Below are 18,188 nucleotides of genomic sequence, written 5' to 3'. Positions count from 1 at the left end.
AAATTCGTGGACTGGTTTATTCTTCCGGTTTCATCTTGTTTTTATTTTTTATCCACACATCCAGCTGTAATTTCATATCATCAATATGTTGCACAATCAACGGTACCATGTCGGCTGAGAAAAAATGCTGCATATGCGGATGAATGCCGCCAGTACGTTGCCGATGTGCTTTATCAAGATCAAGGTAAGCTTCTCCTGATTTCTTATATTTAATTAAGGGTAATATATCAAAATGATTTGCCGGGTCAGCCTTCCATAAAAACATCTTTAGCTGATTATCGACCTTCATTAAGTGAAAGTGTTCGGAAGTGATGGCATACCCTTTCTTGAGTGGACTTCCGCCATGCTGACTTTTCTGTTGTGCAAATAGATTACGACTGTAACAAAAACGGCGTTGTGGCGTTAATGCGAAAGCTTGTTTTTCAATACCTTCAGCAGGTGTAATATCAAGTAAGGTCAGTACTGTATTATAGATATCGACCATACTGACCATATGGTTTAAATCAACGGCTTTCATGCCTGGACAGAAAATAAATGCTGGGGTATGAACTAATGGCGTGTAGGGTTCAATACCATGCGTATAACCGCCATTAAATCCGTGTCCCCAAAAGTCATCGCCATGATCGCCAAAGGCGATAATCATTGTATTATCAAGCTTTTTGTTTTCCATCAACATCTTAATGGTCTGACCGACCATTAAATCCATACTTTGGTAGCCACGCTGCCAGCGTTCGAGGCTGTTACTGCCCCCTTTTTTGATATCATCGTAATAACACAGATGACTACTGAGGTTCCACAGATAGAGCGCGAAGGGCTCCGGGCGGGAAATGACCTGCTGCATTTCAGCCTGCATTATTTTCGCGCTGTCATACCAATTAAAAGTATCCGTTTCACTCCAGATGGTATCCACATTTGCCCAGTTTTTGGGATACCCCATACCAGCAGCGGTGTATCCGTGCTGCTTTAAAACGTCGAAAAGCGCGGGGCCGTGACGATGGATGGAGATGTTTTCTTCGAGATGGGTGTTATGTTCTAACGTATTGTCATCACCATGCAAGAGATCGCTAAATGCCATCAGTGAGGAGGTGGCAGTAGAAATGAAATTATTGAGTCGTAGCGACTGGTTATAAATTTTATTCGTAAAAGGAAACCACTGGCGATTGTTAAAGATCGTGTGATTGAGACTTTCGAGATGCAAAAATATAATATTTTTCTTCATGTTATTCACATATTAATAGTTCGAGCATGCTGATGTCGAAGACAGGGAGGTCGGTGACCGAATTAACTTCCTGTCGTTCAGAGAAACTGTCGTCGATAAATATGGCGTCGGCCTCGTCAATATAATCACTTTTCTTATCGTTTTTACCCAAGTGGGTAATGGTGTCAAAGAAATTGTTAATCCGCCGTTTCGCCAGTTCAGCATAAATGTCACCGGCATGACGCGTAATGAGATGAATTTTTATCCCGCGATTCAGACATTGGCAGAGAAAAGTGAAGACAGGCACGCAGAGTTTATCTTTGATGACGACGGTATCATCGTAGTCGATGTAGACATGTCGAAACGTGAAATTATGCGTATAGTGATTCGTTAAGCTACGTGTAATTTGCAGGTTTTTACTGAGCGGGTGCAATTTAACGTTTACACGCATACTTTCGTACAACGTCAGCATGGCGAAATTAACGCCATTGGCACGATTAAGCGCCATTGTGCCTGCAATACGCGGCGCGACTTCCAGTAATGTCAAAGTACCTGAGGCAGAACGCTTCAACTGAAAAAACCATGCGCCGTAGAGCTGCAATTGCTGCGAAATAGCGCGAGCGTAAGCGTCCACTTCCGGCAGACTCACTAAGGTTGAGGTCATTGCAATACCGGCACGTATACGTGAGCGTATGCGAGGTTGGCAAAACAGTAATCCCTGAGCGCGATCGGAAAAACAATCAACCGTAAACTCTTCCCCACTTAAATATTCACAAACAATCAGATCATCTCTTTCTGCCTGTAATGATGCCAGCATGGCTGGGGTATCAACACGCGCTGCTCCCTGCGCGCCCTGACCGCGATCTGGTTTAACAAAAACGGGCCATTGCTCTATCTCAGTAACGTCGTTAAAGATCTGCGGGGTGGGAATTGACTGTGTGAGAGCCTGATATGTTTTACTTTTAAAACGCGTAATCTGGCAGGTTTCTTGCGATGGGCAGAGTACCGTGGCGGAAAGCGCACCCCGGTTTTCAGATAAGGCAAGAAGGGCTTCATCATGTGCCGGGAAAATGTAATCAATTTTTTCTTGCAGCACTAATGCCTGCAATGTGGGTAACCAATTGCAATGCGTAACGTCAGGTACGATATGGTACTCGCTGGTGTAATGACGGGCATGGCTATCGTAATCCGCCCCGGCTAAAACCAGATTTACGTTTTTTTCGTATCGAAGAGACAGGTAAATTTCTCTGCCAATTTCGGTCCCTGCAGGGAAGATAAGTACATTGATCATGCTGTTATGAGCTCAATAATAGTGCTGAGTTCTTCGGGGGTCATATCAGGATAAATCGGCAGACACAGCACCTGTTCGGCGATTTGGTTCGCCACGGGCAGCGTCTCTTTATTGGCGCCAGACATGTTTTTGTACATGTTAAGATTCGACAGCAGCGGGTAGAAATAACGCCGTGTTAAAATGTTATGTTTTTTGAGATGATCGTATAACGCGTCTCGCGACATTTTATAGTCGGGGCGCACCAGGATTGGGAAATAACTGTAGTTACTCTTAAGATTGGCATTGCTGTCAGGAATAACGATCCCTTGCGTGTTGGCGAGTTGCTCTCGATAACAGCGATCGATTTTTTGGCGCCTGGCTATCGCCTCATCAATATAATTTAATTGTAAGAGACCAAAAGCCGACTGGATTTCATTCATTTTGCCATTGATGCCTGGCGCGACAACGGTTAACTCGTCAGCAATACCAAAGTTTTTCAGGTAATCGATCCGTTGTTTTGTTTTTTTATCGTAACTGACGATGGCGCCACCCTCAAAAGTATTGAACACTTTTGTTGCATGGAAGCTGAGGACCGAAAGATCGCCATGACGTAGAATGCTTCCGCCGCAATCTTCTACAGCAAAAGCATGTGCCGCATCATAAATGACGGGAATACCATAATTATTGGAAATTTTTTCTATTTCAGTGGTGTTACAGCTTTGGCCGTAGACATGCACCGGCATAATTAACCCTGTTTTCGGGGTAATGGCCGACTCAATCAGGTGCGGGTTGATATTAAAGCTGTGTGGTTCAATATCAACAAATACTGGCGTTAATTGGTTCCAGAGAATGCTATGAGTCGTGGCAACAAAAGAATAAGGGGTGGTAATGACCTCGCCTTTAATTCTCAGCGTTTGCATTGCAGCAATTAACGCGATAGTCGCATTACAAAACAGAGAGATATAAGGGACGTTCAAGTAAGACGCTAACCTTTCCTCTAACAGTTGATGCATGACGCCATTATTGGTTAACTGCTTACTTGACCAAATCTCTTGCAGATACGGCATAAACTCCTCGAGTGGAGGCAAGAAAGGTTTGGTAACCGTAATAAGGTTATGATCTGCTTGTTTCATTGCTGAGGGTCCTGAGGGAATTTTTCACTAATCTGTTGATAGTGTTCTGGCAGTCTGGTTTTCAGACTGGTAAGGAGCGTGCTTCTAATCTTCTTATCAGTAATACTTTTTAACGCGGCAAAATATAATTGAGGTAATATTTCCAGGCGACTATCACAATAGATGATGGCCTGAACAATATGATATTGTGCTTTGCTGACGTCTTTATGGTGAATGGCCACGATAAAACCCTGGAAATGTAGCAAGGGGTCGGTTGGCTGTTTAAGCAACAGTTCGTCAATATCTTCTTTGATCAGCGTATGGTCGGGATGAGCATACTGCTTCCAGCGGCTGTTCATCGCGTCTACCCAGGCTTCTTCATGTTTCCACTGATTAAGGATCATCATCCGGTTTTGGTACATTAATTTGCTGTTATCTTTTCTGTACCAGGTGTTGTTGTCATGGCGACGGTAGTAAGCCACTAAACGTCGGGATGAAATAAAATGCCCCTGGCGGGAAAGTTTCAGAAACATATCCCAGTCTTCCTGTACCAGTTCAGGATCGGAGCGTTCTAACTTCAGATACGCCTCGCGGCGGATTAACGATCCGATATAAAGACTGAGATTGCCAGATACCAGAAGATGATGAAAAACATCGCCATCAAGGAATATGTCGCTGTAGGGAAAACGCGAGCCATCAGGCATGATGACCTCAATGGCGCTATAGCACATGACGCAATGTGGATTTTTCTCGAGAAGATTAACCTGATGGGAGATTTTGGTGCGGACGATAAGATCATCAGAGTCGACGACAGCAATATATTTACCCGAGGCCATATTCATTGCCTCGATGATCGGTTTATCACCAATTTTATTTTTCTGCGAATAATAGTTAGTTTCGCGTAGGATCGTTTTGCAATTATATTTCCGTTGATATTTTTTAATGATATCAACAGACCGATCGGTAGACGCATCATCGACGATGATCACTTCGATATTTTTCCACGTCTGGTTAAAGACGCTATCCAGCGCCTCTTCAAGGAAAGCATCGTGGTTATAACTGGTGACGATAATACTCACTAAAGGCGTTGGCATAGATTCATCTCTGGCGACAATTACTGTGTTATCAACTAAATAACTTCTGTTGCAGGCTTATCAGCAACGTATTGCTGTGTTGTTGGGGCGACGCCTCGATGAGGCTTACGATTTCCTGAGCTGCCCGTTTCCCCGCCTGTCCATCCATAAATGCATCACAATAGTGGCGGCGAATCTCAGCTAACGGCGTTTCCAACGCAGCCCAATCAAACGCGTCGGAGAGCGCGTTGCGTAACGCCTGTATATCCTGAGCCACCGGGAGAATGTCACGGATACGTTGATCGGCACTGTCAGGGGTAGAGAAACTTTGTTGTCCATCCAATAGCGAAGCCATACCTGGCCAGCTCAGTAAAATGACGCGTTTATTCATATGAATAGCGTCAAAAATAAAGCCGCTGCTGTCGGTCAGGATGTAATCTGCTTGTGCAATAAGCGCCAGCAGATGGTGTGGGTCGTCGAGTCTGTTCTTTAAATAGCGCTGCGCCAGCGCCAGAGAGGCGGTTTCCTCCGGTCTGTGAAGGGTGCCATGATGCAATTTTGTGACGATATTATATTCATGGCTTAAGCGACCGAGCTGTTCCGCCCAATGGGGCAGCGAGCTTAGCGCGCCATAGGTAGGGGCATACAGAATGGTCTGTTTTTTCGCATTGAGCTTCAGACTGTTTGGCAACGTGTTATCAAAAGTGTGGTTGTGCCACTCATCGAAGCGGGGATTACCGACCACTTTTGCACTACCGCCAATATCAAGCGCGTGCTGGCTATAGTGGCTGTAGCACAGGATGCGATGATAAAAAGCGTTCCACCAGGCATGGTTCCACTCTTCTTTCGCCAGGCCATACATGGCACGCACATGGGTATCCGCCAGCCCGTTTAGCAACGGCGTGTAGTAGGGGCTTACCAGGCATTTGAAACGCTGGCGTTGCTCAATGACCGTAGAAAGGCGTGTTCCGCCCAGCGCAGAGTCGTTAATGGTTTTAATCGTCGCTGTCATTTCATCCAGAAACGACTTGTGTATTTTGTCACTCACCAACAACGAGCAAGAATGGCCCATCGCCTGAAGCGCGCTAATAATGGGGCGGTACACCGTGTAATGCAGCGATGTTTCCATATAGAAGCCAATGGCATCGATATGAGTGGAAGTCGACGGTTGCGAGTTGCTTACCAGCGCGTTGACGGTCTCGGGTTTTTTATTAATTTTATTGAAGTAGTAGCCGATGTTATCGGTTTCTTTCTTTTCGATATCGCTATATCCCGCACGCTGATAACAAATGCTCGGATAACACGAGAGCCATTTTCCTTCACGTAGCAGCGGTTGCCATTGCCCTTCGAGGGTGTCGGAGAGGTCATGCTCCATTTGCTGAGCCAGCGTCGGGTAATAACGGCTGTTTACCAGATAGGCGCAAACTTTATTGCAGTCGCGGGCATGGATCATGCCCTGCAGGCTTTTCAGTTCGCTGCCTTGCTTAATTTCTCCGCCGAGGATGACCACTTCCCACGGAAAATTAGGTAACGCGCTCAGGAGCGAATTGAGTACCCGAATATGCTTTTCCTGCTTGAGGATCACGCTGTCATCTTCAAGTAACAGGTAGTTTTTCCAGCCCTGACGATGCGCCAGTTGCAGCGCCTGCATATGGGACTGACGGCGACCAATCTGGCCATTGGTTGCTACTGATGCGGCCAGTCGGGTAACTTTTTCCGCGGGAAAATTAAGAAACGACAGCTCTTGCTGGATGTGCGCTAAACGATCCGGGCGCGAATCCAGATTCACGATCACCACCTGATCAATGTAATCCCAGCGGATCGGTTGATGATGCGTGGCGTTATGCAGGCTTTGATACCAGTTTTTTAGCATTGGGTCGGTAACCGCCTGTGCCAGCGTGGTTTCCTGCGGCTCGCTGCTTCCCAATACAAAGTCTTTATCGAACGTATTTTGGCTATGCGAGATACAAATGATGGTGCGCTCGCCCGGCAATTGCAGTGGATTCACGGTGAATTGATTGGTGAATCCTTCTTCTTCGCCTAAGTTACATTCATCATCGTAACGGTGCTTTTTCAAATAATTGCGATGGTAGCAAAAGGTGCCGTTGAGAATGTTTTGCGGGCCAAAGCTGCGGCTTTTAAACAAGCGGTTGATATGGCTATACCAGATGGGGATTTGATCGGAACCCGAAATCAACGCCCGATGACGTTGCATCATGTCGATGGTGTAAGAGATCTTATCCGTCGGATAATAGTCATCGTCATCCATACACAGAATATATTCACCTAACGCCAGCGCATTGAGCATATTCCGCTTTCTGCCCAGCGTCAGTTTTTCCGGATGATAGATATAACGAATATTAAATTTCTCCGGGTGATTCTGCGTCAGCCTGTCAATGACCGACTGATGGCTTTGCGGGGAATCATCGAGGATCACCAGCTCCCGGCGGTCGGCAGGGTAATCCTGGTAGCGGAACATATACAGTAAATAGGGTAAGAAAGCTGCGCGGTTCCACGTTGGGGTAATGACGCTGACAAACGGTTTTTCACGGCCAGTTTCCAGCGTTTTGACAATGCCGGTCAGGGCGGAACGAGCTTTAGAGGTCTCAGGCATGGTGATGTGTATTCGCGGTTCGAAAAAGGACCGGGCATTCACCCGGTCAACAGGTGCTAACGTGTAATCAGGGAAAACGCCGAGAGCAGAGGGTCTCCCGGCAATATGTTCACAATATGCTGGCGCAGCGAGATGGCATGCTCGCTATTGCGCCACGCTTCAAACAGCGCGAAAAGGGCATAAATTTCGTCGTGGCTTAATGCGGAACCGTCCAGTGTCCACAGGCAAAACAGTGTACGAATCATAAAGACGTCAGCGACCAGCCAGAAGAAACGCTGGAGCGCGCTTTCATCGTCATGTTGCGGGAAGGTATCGTGATAAAGGCGATAAATCAGATAGTTACTGAAAATCCAGGCATCCTGCGCGAAATAGCGCTCCCAGGTCATTAACCACTGATCATGCAATTGCTGTTGGAGCAAGGCTTCACTGTTAGCATCTTGCAGCATCAGCAGGCTTACCTGCAGGGGCAAGGTCAGCTTACGCGCGCTTTCCGGCAACAGTTCCCAATTGAAATCGCAGTTGCCCATTTGGGTGATCATTTCCCGCTGCAACTGGGGCAGACTGGGCAGTTGTGCGAATTGCTCCTGCAGTTTTCCACTTTGCGCATGGTCAGCCAGCACCTGCGGTAGCGAAGCCAGCTTTTCCAGCGTCTCGTCGCTACTGTCTGGGCATTTCTCACAAAAAGAGAGCATGATGCCCAGCGCATAGAGGCGCAGCTCCGGTGACAAGCCTGGCAGGGTAATAGTATTCAGAGCAGATTGATTCAATACCTGATCGCGTAGGGATAACGTCGGGCTGTCAGGGGCGGCCGCACATTTTGAATGATGCAAGACAAAGGCATTGGGATCGCCTAATGCAGCCTGGCAGCTGGCCGGATCGGTTAAGACCAGACTCTGACGAACTTCCGTTTTCCAGCGCACATTGACCAGTAAAGCGGAATCCGGATGGTGGGATAAAAACAACCGGACAAAGTCAGGCTCGTAACAATCAATCATACTCATAATGTGTTCTCAGTAATCCCAATATTCAAAATCTGGCTATGACAGTGCAATATCCATGCCTGAATTTTAATTATATTTATATCAATTGGTTAGATGAGGCGCGGAAAGCCGGTTTCCGCGTCAGGGAAGGAAGTTTTAGCGCTGGTAAATAAAATCGGGCTCAGTACCTAAAAAAGCCTGAATAAATTCATACTGGCGGATCAGCAGATCGCCGTTTTTTTCGTTGTACATCTTGCAGCGTTTCGCTTTTTGCTCAAGGCTTTGCCACCAGCCCTCTGCGGCAGTTTTCTGCACGCCCGGCAACCAGCTAAAGACCTGTTCTATCCCTGCACGATTGACGCTTACGCCCAGCAGTTGCAGGAGCGACCGGCGCTGTTGGCTGCTGTTTTGCAACTGCTCATAATGCTGTTGAATAAGTTCATTGACGGCCAGTAGTTCGTCGCTGTCGCGACGGATCATACACAGACGTTGTTGTTCCAACTGGTGTCTGAGCGCGTCATACCGCGTCCCGTCCTCGCGGATGCCCTGAAGCAGAGTTTTCACCTGCTGTAGCCTGGTACTCACTGTTGTAGCCTCTTATTTCTGGAAAAAGCTGAGCATGTCCCCAGCCAGTTGATCGGTATCAACCTGCAAATCGCCTGAGGCCAGCATGGCCTGCATTTGCGTCACTTTGTCGTAATCAACGTCACTTTGCGTATCACTGTTCAGCGTTTGCTGCGCCGTTTGTAATCCCGCCTGAGTAATATCGTCGGCGGAAAGCGATGCGGAACTGGACGCGCTCGTCTGCACGCTGCTCTTGTCTGCACGCGCCTGTTCGGTTGTCGATGCAGGGCGATTTCCTGGCAGAGTTGGGGTAATTTTCATAGCAACCTCGTACATATTCCGTTGGGTTGGTTATCTGTTATTGGCTAAAAGCGACGGTAATAGAGGAAAACTTTAATCCCATCACAAAAAATCCCCGCACTATTCCGCCGTCAGCGTGGTGACCACGCCGGTATCGTCCACCATCCCGCTAATGATCCGCTGGCTGCTGCTGTTGCGAATTTTTATCACATCCCCTTTACGACCATTCTTCAACGCCACGCCCGGCATTGAGGCGGTGATCCCGGCCATGTGGGAGACGATCATCACCGGCTGGTCGCGTTTGACCAGTACGGGCAGTACCAGCTCGCTACGGGTAATCGGTTTGCCCGGTTGCAGGGCGCGCTTGCTGGTGAGACCAATCGCCTCATCGATATTCGTCATCAACCCTTCGCGCTGGTTGCTGATATTGAATTTTTTAAGCTGCAGGTCGTCGGCGGTGATTACCGTATCTCGCGCAATCAACGACTTTGGCATGACCACCGGAATCGACACATCGGGGCGTACCGCCACGTTAAATTGCCAGCCATTGCTGCCCGGACAACTGACCACAAAGTTCATTCGTGACAGGACCATCTCCGGTGATGTGCTTGAGGTAACCTGCGGCGCCGACGCGCATAGCGCGCTGGTGCTGACGGCGGAGGGAATATAAATATTGAACGTGTAGCGATAGTCCCGCCACTGCTGTTTGCGCGCCAGCGCGTCAATTTCATGACTGGCGGCATTGAGAATCTGCGCGTTGATCTGTTCCCGGGCGCTGTGCTGAATGGGATGGACGGCGGCATATATGGGTAAGCCACAGCATATAGCCAGCATCATTTCCACGGCAAAGAGGAAAGAGGGCTTCCTTCTGTGAGGGTGTCTTTTCATAAAGTCATTTCTCATCAATCACTTAAAAGTTGGCATACATATTGCTAATAACAGCGATATCTACGCAGGAGTGATGCAAGAAATGGGAATCAGTTTTCAGCAGGCATTGGGTGTACATCCGCTGGCAGTGAAGTTACGTCTTGAGAGGACCGAGCTACTGACTGCGAATCTGGCAAACGTCGATACACCAAATTTCAAAGCCAAAGATATTGATTTTGCCGCTGAGATGCAACGGGCAAGTCGTACAAATGTTCCGCCCGAGGTTGACGTGAAATACCGCGTGCCGATGCAGCCTTCAGAGGATGGCAATACCGTAGAGCTGAATACCGAGCAGGCCCGGTTTTCACAAAATAGTATGGATTATCAAAGCAGTCTGACTTTTTTGAATCTGCAACTTAGCGGCATCAAAGAGGCCATTGAAGGGAAATAACCATGTCGTTTACTGATATTTACCAGATTTCCGGTTCGGCGATGACGGCGCAAACCATCCGTCTGAATACCGTCGCCAGCAACATGGCGAATGCGGAATCTCCTGCCAGCAGCGAGGCGCAGGCCTATAAGGCGCGCAGCCCGGTTTTTGCCGCGGTTTACAACAATAGCCTGATAGGGGGACATAACCGTCACGCCATTGATGGCGCCAGCGTACAAGTGCAGGACGTCATGCAAAGCGGCGGAGCGGTAAAGCGTTATGAGCCGCATCACCCAATGGCGGATCAGAACGGTTTTGTCTGGTATCCGGACGTCAACGTGGTCGAGCAAATGGCTGACATGATGTCCGCATCACGTGATTTTGAAACCGACGTTGATGTGCTGAATAACGTCAAAAGTATGCAACAAAGCTTACTCAAACTGGGAGAAGTGTAATGAATACCCTGGCTCTGTATGCCCAATCTCAGGCGCTGGCTTCTTCTCAGGAGAAGACGACGGCGGTTGCTGAAAATAACGTCGGCGCCACGGCGCAAAGCACTAATGTGGGAGACAGCAGTTCTTCGACAACGTCGTCAACGACGGATACCAGCGACACCAGCAGCACCACAACAACCACCACGTCCACCGAAACCTCGGCGGTCGACACGTTTCTGACGCTGTTTGTGGCTGAAATTGAAAACCAGGACCCGACCGATCCCACCGATCCTACGGCCTATATCGATCAGCTCTCCTCAATGGCGCAGGTGGCGATGATGGAAGAGATGAGCGTCCAGGCCAACACTAATGCCGTGCTGATGAGCAACATCCAGGTGATGGCGCTGGGAAATATGGTCGGCGACGACATCATGGTGCAAACCACCTCGCTGGATATCGAAGACAACAGCAAGGCGATCCAGGGGCGCGTCACGTTGGATGACAGTTGTACCGATGTGGATCTGCACTTTACCGATGAAGCGGGTGATGACTACACCGTGTCGCTGATTCCGGAAGGTGAAACCTCCGTCGGACCAGGCCAGGTGGACTTCGACATCAATCCTGCGGATTACGGCATCCCGCCGGGCGATTACAGCGTTTCCGTGGTGACCAATACCGGGGAAGAGGAAGTGCCGATCGAGGTGACGGGCCAGGTGGAAGATGTGCGTATTCCGCTTGATGGCAGCACGCCGGTGCTCAACGTTGACGGCGTTGGCGAAGTGCCATTCACCATGATCACCCAGTTTGGCGTACCGGACAGCACCGACGGAACCAGCGGTTCCGATGACACCACGCCGCCAGATACTGACGACGGAAGCGATAACGCCAACAGCAATATGGTGCTCTGATTTAGTTAATCTTACAGGAAGAAACAATGAGTTATGAAATTGCAGCGACGGGGCTAAACGCCGTCAACGAACAACTGGACGGCATCAGTAACAACATCGCTAACTCCGGTACGGTGGGTTATAAATCAATGACCACCCAGTTCTCCGCCATGTACGCCGGGACGCAGGCGATGGGCGTGAGCGTGGCCGGTTCCGCACAAAGTATCTCCACCGGTGGCTCGATGGTTTCAACCGGCAATGCGCTGGATTTAGCCATTAACGATGATGGTTTTTTCGTCATGTGCGATAGCGCAGGGAATATTTCCTATACGCGTGCCGGCTCTTTTGTGACCGATAAAAACGGCTATATCGTCAATGCGTCCGGTGATTACCTGCAAGGTTATCCGGTTGATGACAGCGGCACGCTGCAAACCGGTACCGTCACTGACATCCAGATTAAAACCGGCAACATCCCGGCGCAGGCCACCGATAGCATGACCTTCACGGCAAACTTTGACGCCAGTGATGAAACGATCGATCGCACCAGCGTACCGTTTGACGCGAACAACAGCGATACCTATACCGACAGCTACACCACCACTGTGTATGACTCGCTGGGTAACGAACACTCGGTTAGCCAGTATTTTACCAAAACCGCCGATAACACCTGGGAAGTACAGTACACCTTTGATGGTGAGGCGCAGAGCGGCGTCCCACCGACCACGCTGACCTTCGACTCAAATACCGGCAAGCTGACATCGCCAACAACACCGCAAACCATCACGTTCACTACTGATGACGCTGCGCCGATTTCGATGACCATTGATTACTCAGACTGTACTCAGTACGGCTCTGATTTCTCGGTGACAACCAACTCCGCAACCGGTTATGCCTCGGCAACGCAGAACGGCGTGCAGGTGGATGATGACGGTAAAGTTTACGCCACCTACAGCAACGGCGAACGCATGCTGCAGGGGCAGGTCGTGCTCGCTACCTTCCCGAATGAGAACGGACTGGAAGCGGTAAGCGGCACCGCCTGGGTACAGACGGGCGAATCCGGCACGCCGTTAATAGGTACGCCTGGCTCCGGCTCTTGCGGCACGCTCTCCTCCGGCATGCTCGAAAGCTCCAATGTGGATATTACCAACGAACTGGTCAATCTCATGACCGCCCAGCGTAATTACCAGGCGAACACCAAGGTGATTTCGACCAGTACGCAGTTGGATCAGGCTCTCTTCCAGGCGATGTAAGGCTAAGAAATGGATCGGTTGATTTATACCGCACTCAGCGGAGCCACCCAGACGCTGCTCGAGCAGCAAATTAGCGCCAATAACCTCGCCAACGTTAACACCAATGGTTTTCGCGCGGATATGGCGATGGCGAGCAACGACAAAGTAAAAGGCGGTGGTTTTGATACGCGTTTTATGGCGAAGGAGAGTCCCAGCGGCGTCAATGACAGCACTGGCGTGGCGGAAAAAACCGAACGTCCGCTTGATGTTGCTATTCAGGGACCCGGCTATATCGCCGTGCAGGATAAAGCGGGAAACGAGGTGTACACCCGTAACGGCAATATTCAGCAGGACGATCAGGGGCAACTGACCATCGACGGTAACGTGGTGCTCGGGGATAACGGCCCGATTATTTTACCGCCAAACGCGATTGCCTCTTTCGGCAGCGACGGCACGCTCTCCGTCACGCCTGACGATGGCGATGTTACTGCAACGATGGATATCGATCGCCTGAAGCTGGTGGATATTCCGGTCGCCAATCTGGCGAAAAATAGCGAGGGGATGCTGGTGACGGCGGACGGCGTACCGGCGCAGCGCGATGAGAACATCAAAGTGAGCGGCGGCTTTCTGGAAGGCAGTAACGTGTCTGCGGTGAGCGAAATGATGTCATCTATCGCGATGAACCGTCAGTTTGAAGCGCAAATCAAGATGATGAAAACGGCTGAAGATCTCAGCGACTCAGGCAACAGGCTGCTACGCGGCTCCTGAGTCGTAGCCTTTAATCAGGGATAAAGTTTTATGAATGCAGCGTTATGGATCAGTAAAACCGGCCTGTCGGCGCAGGATGCTGAGATGAGTGCGATTGCCAACAACATCGCCAACGTCAATACCACGGGCTTTAAGCGCGACCGCGTGATGTTCCAGGATCTGTTTTATCAGACTCAGGAAGCGCCGGGCGCCATGCTCGATCAAAACAACATCATGCCGACCGGAATGCAGTTCGGTAGCGGTGTTCGTATTGTGGGAACGCAAAAAACCTTCACCGAAGGGAATGTAGAAACCACCGACAATACGATGAACGTGGCCATCATGGGGCAGGGGTTCTGGCAGGTGCAAAAAGCCAATGGGGATATCGCTTATACCCGTGACGGCAATATGCAGGTTAACGCTGATGGCGTGCTGACCAACTCCCAGGGTTTGCCGTTACAGCCGGAAATTGATGTGCCAGCGGGTTCAACCAGCGTGTCATTTGCTTCCGATGGCACGGTGAGCGCGATTTTACCCGGCGACAGCGATCCCACTGAGCTGGGACAGCTAACGCTGGTGAATTTCGCCAACCCGGCCGGGCTTTCAGCCGAAGGCGACAACCTGTATCTGGAAACGGCGGCCAGCGGTCAACCGACGGAAGGTATTCCGGGGGAAGATGGTCTGGGAACGTTACAGGATAAAGCACTGGAAGGCTCGAACGTGGACATCGTCAACGAAATGGTGGCGATGATCACCGTACAGCGCGCCTATGAGATGAACGCCAAAATGGTCTCTGCGGCAGACGATATGCTGCAGTTTATTAGTCAGACACTGTAACTCAAGAATGTGAAATGCCGGATGGTACAGCGCCATCCGGCAGAAATAGGCAGAACGTGAAAAATTATCTCTGGCTGATGGTACTGCTTCCCCTGTTAAGCGGGTGCGAATCGCAGGCCCTCCTGGTCAAAAAAAATGACGAATTCTTTGCTCCTCCCAAAACGGAAGCGCCGCCAACGGCGGATGGTCGCGCGGGGGGCGTGTTTGAAACGGGGTATAACTGGTCGCTGACGGCGGACCGCCGCGCCTATCGCGTGGGCGATATCCTGACCGTGATGCTGGAAGAATCCACCCAGTCGAGCAAACAGGCGAAAACCAATTTCGGTAAGAACAATACCGTCGACATCGGCGCGCCGACGCTGTTCGGACATACCAAAGATAACCTTTCCGCTTCCGTGGACGCCAATCGTGACTTCAACGGGACGGCGACCTCGCAGCAGCAAAACAGTTTGCGCGGTGAAATTACGGTATCGGTACACTCGGTACAGTCGAACGGTATCCTGGAAATTCGCGGTGAAAAATGGCTCACCCTTAACCAGGGCGATGAGTACATTCGCCTGAGTGGCCTGGTGCGCGCCGATGACATTCAGAACGACAACTCCGTCTCATCGCAGCGTATTGCGGATGCACGCATCTCCTACGCGGGCCGTGGCGCATTGAGCGATGCCAATGCGGCGGGCTGGCTGACGCGTCTGTTTAACCATCCTCTCTTCCCGATCTAAGTAGGATTTTGATATGCAACACTTAAGCGGGCGCTGGATGAACGCGTTAAACGGCATCGTTATCGCCCTTAGCCTGGCGCTGCCAGGTACCACGCAGGCGCAATCTCTGGAATCGCTGGTTAACGTCCAGGGGGTCAGGGAAAACCAACTCGTCGGCTACAGTCTGGTGGTCGGTCTGGACGGAACCGGGGATAAAAACCAGGTCAAATTCACCAACCAGACAATTACCAACATGCTGCGCCAGTTTGGCGTACAACTGCCGAGCAAAATCGATCCGAAGGTGAAGAACGTTGCGGCGGTGGCGGTCAGCGCGACGCTACCGCCCATGTACTCGCGTGGGCAGACCATTGACGTCACGGTCTCGTCGATCGGCGATGCCAAAAGCCTGCGCGGCGGCACACTATTGCTCACCCAATTACACGGCGCGGATGGCGAGGTTTATGCCCTTGCGCAAGGGAGCGTGGTGGTCGGCGGGATGAACGCGACCGGAGCCAGCGGCTCCAGCGTCACCGTGAATACCCCCACCGCCGGGCTGATACCGAACGGCGCGTCGGTAGAACGGGAAATTCCCAGCGACTTCCAGATGGGGGACACCATTACGCTCAATCTGAAACGCCCCTCCTTTAAAGATGCCAATAACATTGCCGCGGCGATCAACGCGTCGTTTGGCGGCATTGCGACGGCGCAAAGCTCGACCAACGTTATCGTCCGCGCGCCAACCAGCCCCGGCGCGCGCGTGGCCTTCATGTCTCAGTTAGATGACGTCCAGGTGCAGGCGGAAAAAGTCCGCGCCCGCGTGGTGTTTAACTCGCGTACCGGTACGGTCGTTATGGGCGATGGTATCGCCCTGCATGCGGCGGCGGTATCGCATGGCAGTCTGACGGTTTCCATCAATGAAAGCAGCAACGTCAGCCAGCCGAACGCTTTTGCCGGTGGCCGTACGGCGGTGACGCCGCAAAGCAATATTTCGGTGAATCATGCCCGTCCGGGGATGATCAGTCTGCCAGAGTCCAGCAGTCTGAAAACGTTGGTCAACGCGCTCAATAGCCTGGGGGCAACGCCGGACGACATTATGTCTATTTTGCAGGCCCTGCATGAAGCCGGCGCGCTGGATGCCGATCTGGAGGTGATTTAATGGCCGACATCAAGGTGAATCATAGCGGGGGCATTGACGGTAGCGATGCGTTAATGGGCCCCAAAATCAAAGATAACGATTTGCAGAAAGCTGCCCAGCAATTCGAAGCCATCTTCTTACGCAACATGCTGAAAGAGATGCGTAAAACCAATGAGATCTTCGACTCAAAAGATAACCCGTTTAACAGCGACTCGGTACGCATGATGCAGGGATTTTATGACGATCAGCTGTGCAACAGTCTTGCCCAACAGCACGGCATTGGCATTGCGGAGATGATCGTCAAACAGCTCTCCCCTCATCACCAAGGATAAAGGTTGCGCGGCGGCTTAAGAACTGCGGTTTTTTCGCCGCTCTTAATCGGCAAGGTTGTTAATGACAGACCGGGTAACTGACCGGCGAGGACGCTTTGATGGATATGATTAACATTGGCTACAGCGGCGCATCGACTGCGCAGGTGGAGCTTAACGTAACGGCGCAGAACACCGCCAACGCGATGACTGACGGTTATACCCGGCAGGTTGCCATCACCAGTACCATTGGTGCGAGTTCCGGTTCAGCGAACAGTGCGGGTAACGGTGTGCAGGTTGACAGTATTCGCCGGGTCTCAAACCAGTATCAGGTTAACCAGGTCTGGTATGCCGCCAGCGATTATGGCTATTACAACACCCAGCAAGAGTATTTAACGCAGTTGGAAACCGTCCTCAGCGATGATAACAGCAGCCTGAGCGGGGGATTTGATAACTTTTTTGCCGCGCTAAACGAAGCCACCACCAGCCCGGATGATTCCGCCCTGCGTGAGCAGGTGATTAGCGAGTCCGGCGCGCTGGCGCTGCGCGTGGATAACACCCTCGATTACATCGACTCGCAAAGCAGTGAGATCGTTAGCCAGGAGCAGGCAATGGTGGCGCAGGTGAACACCCTGACTACCGGTATTGCCAGTTATAACCAGCAAATTGCTGAAGCTGAAGCTAACGGTGATAACGCCTCGGCGCTGTATGACGCCCGCGATCAGATGGTGGAAGAGCTGAGCGGCATTATGGACGTTCAGGTCAATATCGATGATGAAGGCAACTATAACGTCACGCTGCAAAACGGTCAGCCATTGGTTAGCGGGCAGGAGAGTTCCACCATCGAACTGGATACCAACGCCGATGGCACGCAGAGTATGTCGTTAACGTTTGCCGGAACCACCTCATCCATGAACACCGATACCGGCGGCTCGCTGGGCGCGCTGTTTGATTATCAGAATGAGGTGCTGACGCCGCTGACGGGAACGATTAACAGCATGGCGGAGCAATTTGCCGATGCGGTTAACACCCAACTGGCGCAGGGCTACGATTTGAACGGAAATCCCGGTGAACCGCTGTTTATTTATGATGAAAACTCATCGGATGGCCCGCTGGAGGTAAACCCTGATATCACCGCCGATGAACTGGCGTTTTCCAGCTCGCCGGACGAAAGCGGCAATAGCGATAACCTGCAGGCGCTGATCAGCATCTCAACCGAACCGCTGGAAATTGAAGGATTCGGTAGCGTAACCGTGGGCGAAGCCTGTTCATCGATCATCAGCAATATTGGTATCTACAGCCAGCAAAACCAGACGGAAGCCGAAGCCGCAGCGAACGTGTACTCCGAGGCACAGAACCAGCAGAGCAGCGTGAGCGGCGTCAGCATGGATGAAGAAGCGGTCAACCTCATTACCTATCAGCAGATTTATGAGGCTAACCTGAAAGTCATCTCAACGGGTGCTGATATTTTCGATTCTGTGCTGGAAATGTGTAGCTAACCG

General features: G+C 50.8%; 19 protein-coding genes. 10 read left to right on the top strand and 9 right to left on the bottom strand.

The window, feature by feature from the left end:
• Positions 1-16: 16 nt before the first annotated feature.
• The 9 genes from AC534G_RS20125 to flgA all read right to left on the bottom strand — a co-directional run bounded on the left by AC534G_RS20125 (position 17) and on the right by flgA (position 9,999).
• A complete protein-coding gene (locus AC534G_RS20125; protein ID WP_110498706.1) occupies positions 17-1,219 on the bottom strand; it encodes a sulfatase-like hydrolase/transferase in 1,203 nt (400 codons plus the stop codon).
• A gap of 1 nt (position 1,220) precedes the next feature.
• Positions 1,221-2,489: an ATP-grasp domain-containing protein gene (locus tag AC534G_RS20120; protein WP_110498705.1), complete on the bottom strand. Its 1,269-nt coding sequence runs from the start codon at positions 2,487-2,489 to the stop codon at positions 1,221-1,223.
• Positions 2,486-3,601: a DegT/DnrJ/EryC1/StrS family aminotransferase gene (locus tag AC534G_RS20115; protein WP_038637606.1), complete on the bottom strand. Its 1,116-nt coding sequence runs from the start codon at positions 3,599-3,601 to the stop codon at positions 2,486-2,488. The genes AC534G_RS20120 and AC534G_RS20115 overlap by 4 nt, the downstream gene beginning before the upstream one ends.
• Positions 3,598-4,674, bottom strand: a complete 1,077-nt coding sequence (locus AC534G_RS20110) for a glycosyltransferase family 2 protein (RefSeq protein WP_110498704.1) — start codon at positions 4,672-4,674, stop codon at positions 3,598-3,600. Before AC534G_RS20110 ends, AC534G_RS20115 begins: the two co-directional genes overlap by 4 nt.
• Before the next feature lie 31 nt (positions 4,675-4,705).
• The gene (locus AC534G_RS20105; RefSeq protein WP_110498703.1) at positions 4,706-7,267 is read right to left on the bottom strand and encodes a glycosyltransferase; all 2,562 of its coding nucleotides are present in this window, start codon (positions 7,265-7,267) and stop codon (positions 4,706-4,708) included.
• Between the two features lie 56 nt (positions 7,268-7,323).
• On the bottom strand, positions 7,324-8,268 hold the full coding sequence (locus AC534G_RS20100; RefSeq protein WP_110498702.1) for a lysine-N-methylase: 945 nt from the start codon (positions 8,266-8,268) through the stop codon (positions 7,324-7,326).
• Positions 8,269-8,403: 135 nt separating this feature from the next.
• Positions 8,404-8,832 carry a flagellar protein FlgN gene (gene flgN / locus AC534G_RS20095; RefSeq protein ID WP_038637617.1) on the bottom strand — a complete coding sequence of 143 codons (429 nt, stop codon included), beginning with the start codon at positions 8,830-8,832 and terminating at the stop codon, positions 8,404-8,406.
• Between the two features lie 12 nt (positions 8,833-8,844).
• Positions 8,845-9,132, bottom strand: a complete 288-nt coding sequence (flgM, locus tag AC534G_RS20090) for a flagellar biosynthesis anti-sigma factor FlgM (RefSeq protein WP_496594457.1) — start codon at positions 9,130-9,132, stop codon at positions 8,845-8,847.
• A 99-nt stretch (positions 9,133-9,231) separates the two neighbouring features.
• On the bottom strand, positions 9,232-9,999 hold the full coding sequence (flgA, locus tag AC534G_RS20085) for a flagellar basal body P-ring formation chaperone FlgA (RefSeq protein ID WP_199981040.1): 768 nt from the start codon (positions 9,997-9,999) through the stop codon (positions 9,232-9,234).
• 82 nt (positions 10,000-10,081) lie between these two features.
• Between flgA and flgB the strand changes: the two genes are divergently transcribed.
• The 10 genes from flgB (at position 10,082) to flgK (ending at position 18,185) form a co-directional block, all read left to right on the top strand.
• Entirely contained in the window at positions 10,082-10,429 is a 348-nt protein-coding gene (flgB, locus tag AC534G_RS20080; RefSeq protein WP_042310529.1) for a flagellar biosynthesis protein FlgB, read from the top strand.
• A gap of 2 nt (positions 10,430-10,431) precedes the next feature.
• On the top strand, positions 10,432-10,863 hold the full coding sequence (gene flgC, locus AC534G_RS20075) for a flagellar basal body rod protein FlgC (RefSeq protein ID WP_006685942.1): 432 nt from the start codon (positions 10,432-10,434) through the stop codon (positions 10,861-10,863).
• Positions 10,863-11,750, top strand: a complete 888-nt coding sequence (locus tag AC534G_RS20070) for a flagellar hook capping FlgD N-terminal domain-containing protein (protein ID WP_085047734.1) — start codon at positions 10,863-10,865, stop codon at positions 11,748-11,750. The genes flgC and AC534G_RS20070 overlap by 1 nt, the downstream gene beginning before the upstream one ends.
• A gap of 26 nt (positions 11,751-11,776) precedes the next feature.
• Positions 11,777-12,979 (top strand): flagellar hook protein FlgE, encoded by a 1,203-nt coding sequence (gene flgE / locus AC534G_RS20065; RefSeq protein ID WP_085047733.1) that lies wholly within the window; start codon positions 11,777-11,779, stop codon positions 12,977-12,979.
• 9 nt (positions 12,980-12,988) lie between these two features.
• Positions 12,989-13,726, top strand: a complete 738-nt coding sequence (locus AC534G_RS20060) for a flagellar basal body rod protein FlgF (RefSeq protein ID WP_038637629.1) — start codon at positions 12,989-12,991, stop codon at positions 13,724-13,726.
• A 30-nt stretch (positions 13,727-13,756) separates the two neighbouring features.
• Positions 13,757-14,542 carry a flagellar basal-body rod protein FlgG gene (gene flgG, locus AC534G_RS20055; RefSeq protein WP_038637632.1) on the top strand — a complete coding sequence of 262 codons (786 nt, stop codon included), beginning with the start codon at positions 13,757-13,759 and terminating at the stop codon, positions 14,540-14,542.
• A 56-nt stretch (positions 14,543-14,598) separates the two neighbouring features.
• Positions 14,599-15,264, top strand: coding sequence for a flagellar basal body L-ring protein FlgH (gene flgH / locus AC534G_RS20050; protein ID WP_038643004.1), 666 nt, complete (start codon positions 14,599-14,601; stop codon positions 15,262-15,264).
• Between the two features lie 13 nt (positions 15,265-15,277).
• Positions 15,278-16,399 carry a flagellar basal body P-ring protein FlgI gene (locus AC534G_RS20045; RefSeq protein WP_038637635.1) on the top strand — a complete coding sequence of 374 codons (1,122 nt, stop codon included), beginning with the start codon at positions 15,278-15,280 and terminating at the stop codon, positions 16,397-16,399.
• Positions 16,400-16,407: 8 nt separating this feature from the next.
• Positions 16,408-16,710 (top strand): rod-binding protein, encoded by a 303-nt coding sequence (locus AC534G_RS20040; RefSeq protein WP_110498852.1) that lies wholly within the window; start codon positions 16,408-16,410, stop codon positions 16,708-16,710.
• A 98-nt stretch (positions 16,711-16,808) separates the two neighbouring features.
• Positions 16,809-18,185, top strand: a complete 1,377-nt coding sequence (flgK, locus tag AC534G_RS20035; RefSeq protein ID WP_110498700.1) for a flagellar hook-associated protein FlgK — start codon at positions 16,809-16,811, stop codon at positions 18,183-18,185.
• Positions 18,186-18,188 lie beyond the last annotated feature (3 nt).

It is taken from the genome of Citrobacter sp. CRE-46 (genome assembly GCF_059615875.1).
Note: the sequence above shows the minus strand (reverse complement) of the source record. Positions and strands in the feature narration are given on the sequence as shown.

Coding starts and splice junctions, on each gene's coding strand:
- AC534G_RS20125 (WP_110498706.1), bottom strand. CDS start 1,219: ATGAAGAAAAATATTATATTTTTGCATCTCGAAAGTCTCAATCACACG.
- AC534G_RS20120 (WP_110498705.1), bottom strand. CDS start 2,489: ATGATCAATGTACTTATCTTCCCTGCAGGGACCGAAATTGGCAGAGAA.
- AC534G_RS20115 (WP_038637606.1), bottom strand. CDS start 3,601: ATGAAACAAGCAGATCATAACCTTATTACGGTTACCAAACCTTTCTTG.
- AC534G_RS20110 (WP_110498704.1), bottom strand. CDS start 4,674: ATGCCAACGCCTTTAGTGAGTATTATCGTCACCAGTTATAACCACGAT.
- AC534G_RS20105 (WP_110498703.1), bottom strand. CDS start 7,267: ATGCCTGAGACCTCTAAAGCTCGTTCCGCCCTGACCGGCATTGTCAAA.
- AC534G_RS20100 (WP_110498702.1), bottom strand. CDS start 8,268: ATGAGTATGATTGATTGTTACGAGCCTGACTTTGTCCGGTTGTTTTTA.
- flgM (WP_496594457.1), bottom strand. CDS start 9,132: ATGAAAATTACCCCAACTCTGCCAGGAAATCGCCCTGCATCGACAACC.
- flgA (WP_199981040.1), bottom strand. CDS start 9,999: ATGAAAAGACACCCTCACAGAAGGAAGCCCTCTTTCCTCTTTGCCGTG.
- flgB (WP_042310529.1), top strand. CDS start 10,082: ATGGGAATCAGTTTTCAGCAGGCATTGGGTGTACATCCGCTGGCAGTG.
- flgC (WP_006685942.1), top strand. CDS start 10,432: ATGTCGTTTACTGATATTTACCAGATTTCCGGTTCGGCGATGACGGCG.
- AC534G_RS20070 (WP_085047734.1), top strand. CDS start 10,863: ATGAATACCCTGGCTCTGTATGCCCAATCTCAGGCGCTGGCTTCTTCT.
- flgE (WP_085047733.1), top strand. CDS start 11,777: ATGAGTTATGAAATTGCAGCGACGGGGCTAAACGCCGTCAACGAACAA.
- AC534G_RS20060 (WP_038637629.1), top strand. CDS start 12,989: ATGGATCGGTTGATTTATACCGCACTCAGCGGAGCCACCCAGACGCTG.
- flgG (WP_038637632.1), top strand. CDS start 13,757: ATGAATGCAGCGTTATGGATCAGTAAAACCGGCCTGTCGGCGCAGGAT.
- AC534G_RS20045 (WP_038637635.1), top strand. CDS start 15,278: ATGCAACACTTAAGCGGGCGCTGGATGAACGCGTTAAACGGCATCGTT.
- flgK (WP_110498700.1), top strand. CDS start 16,809: ATGGATATGATTAACATTGGCTACAGCGGCGCATCGACTGCGCAGGTG.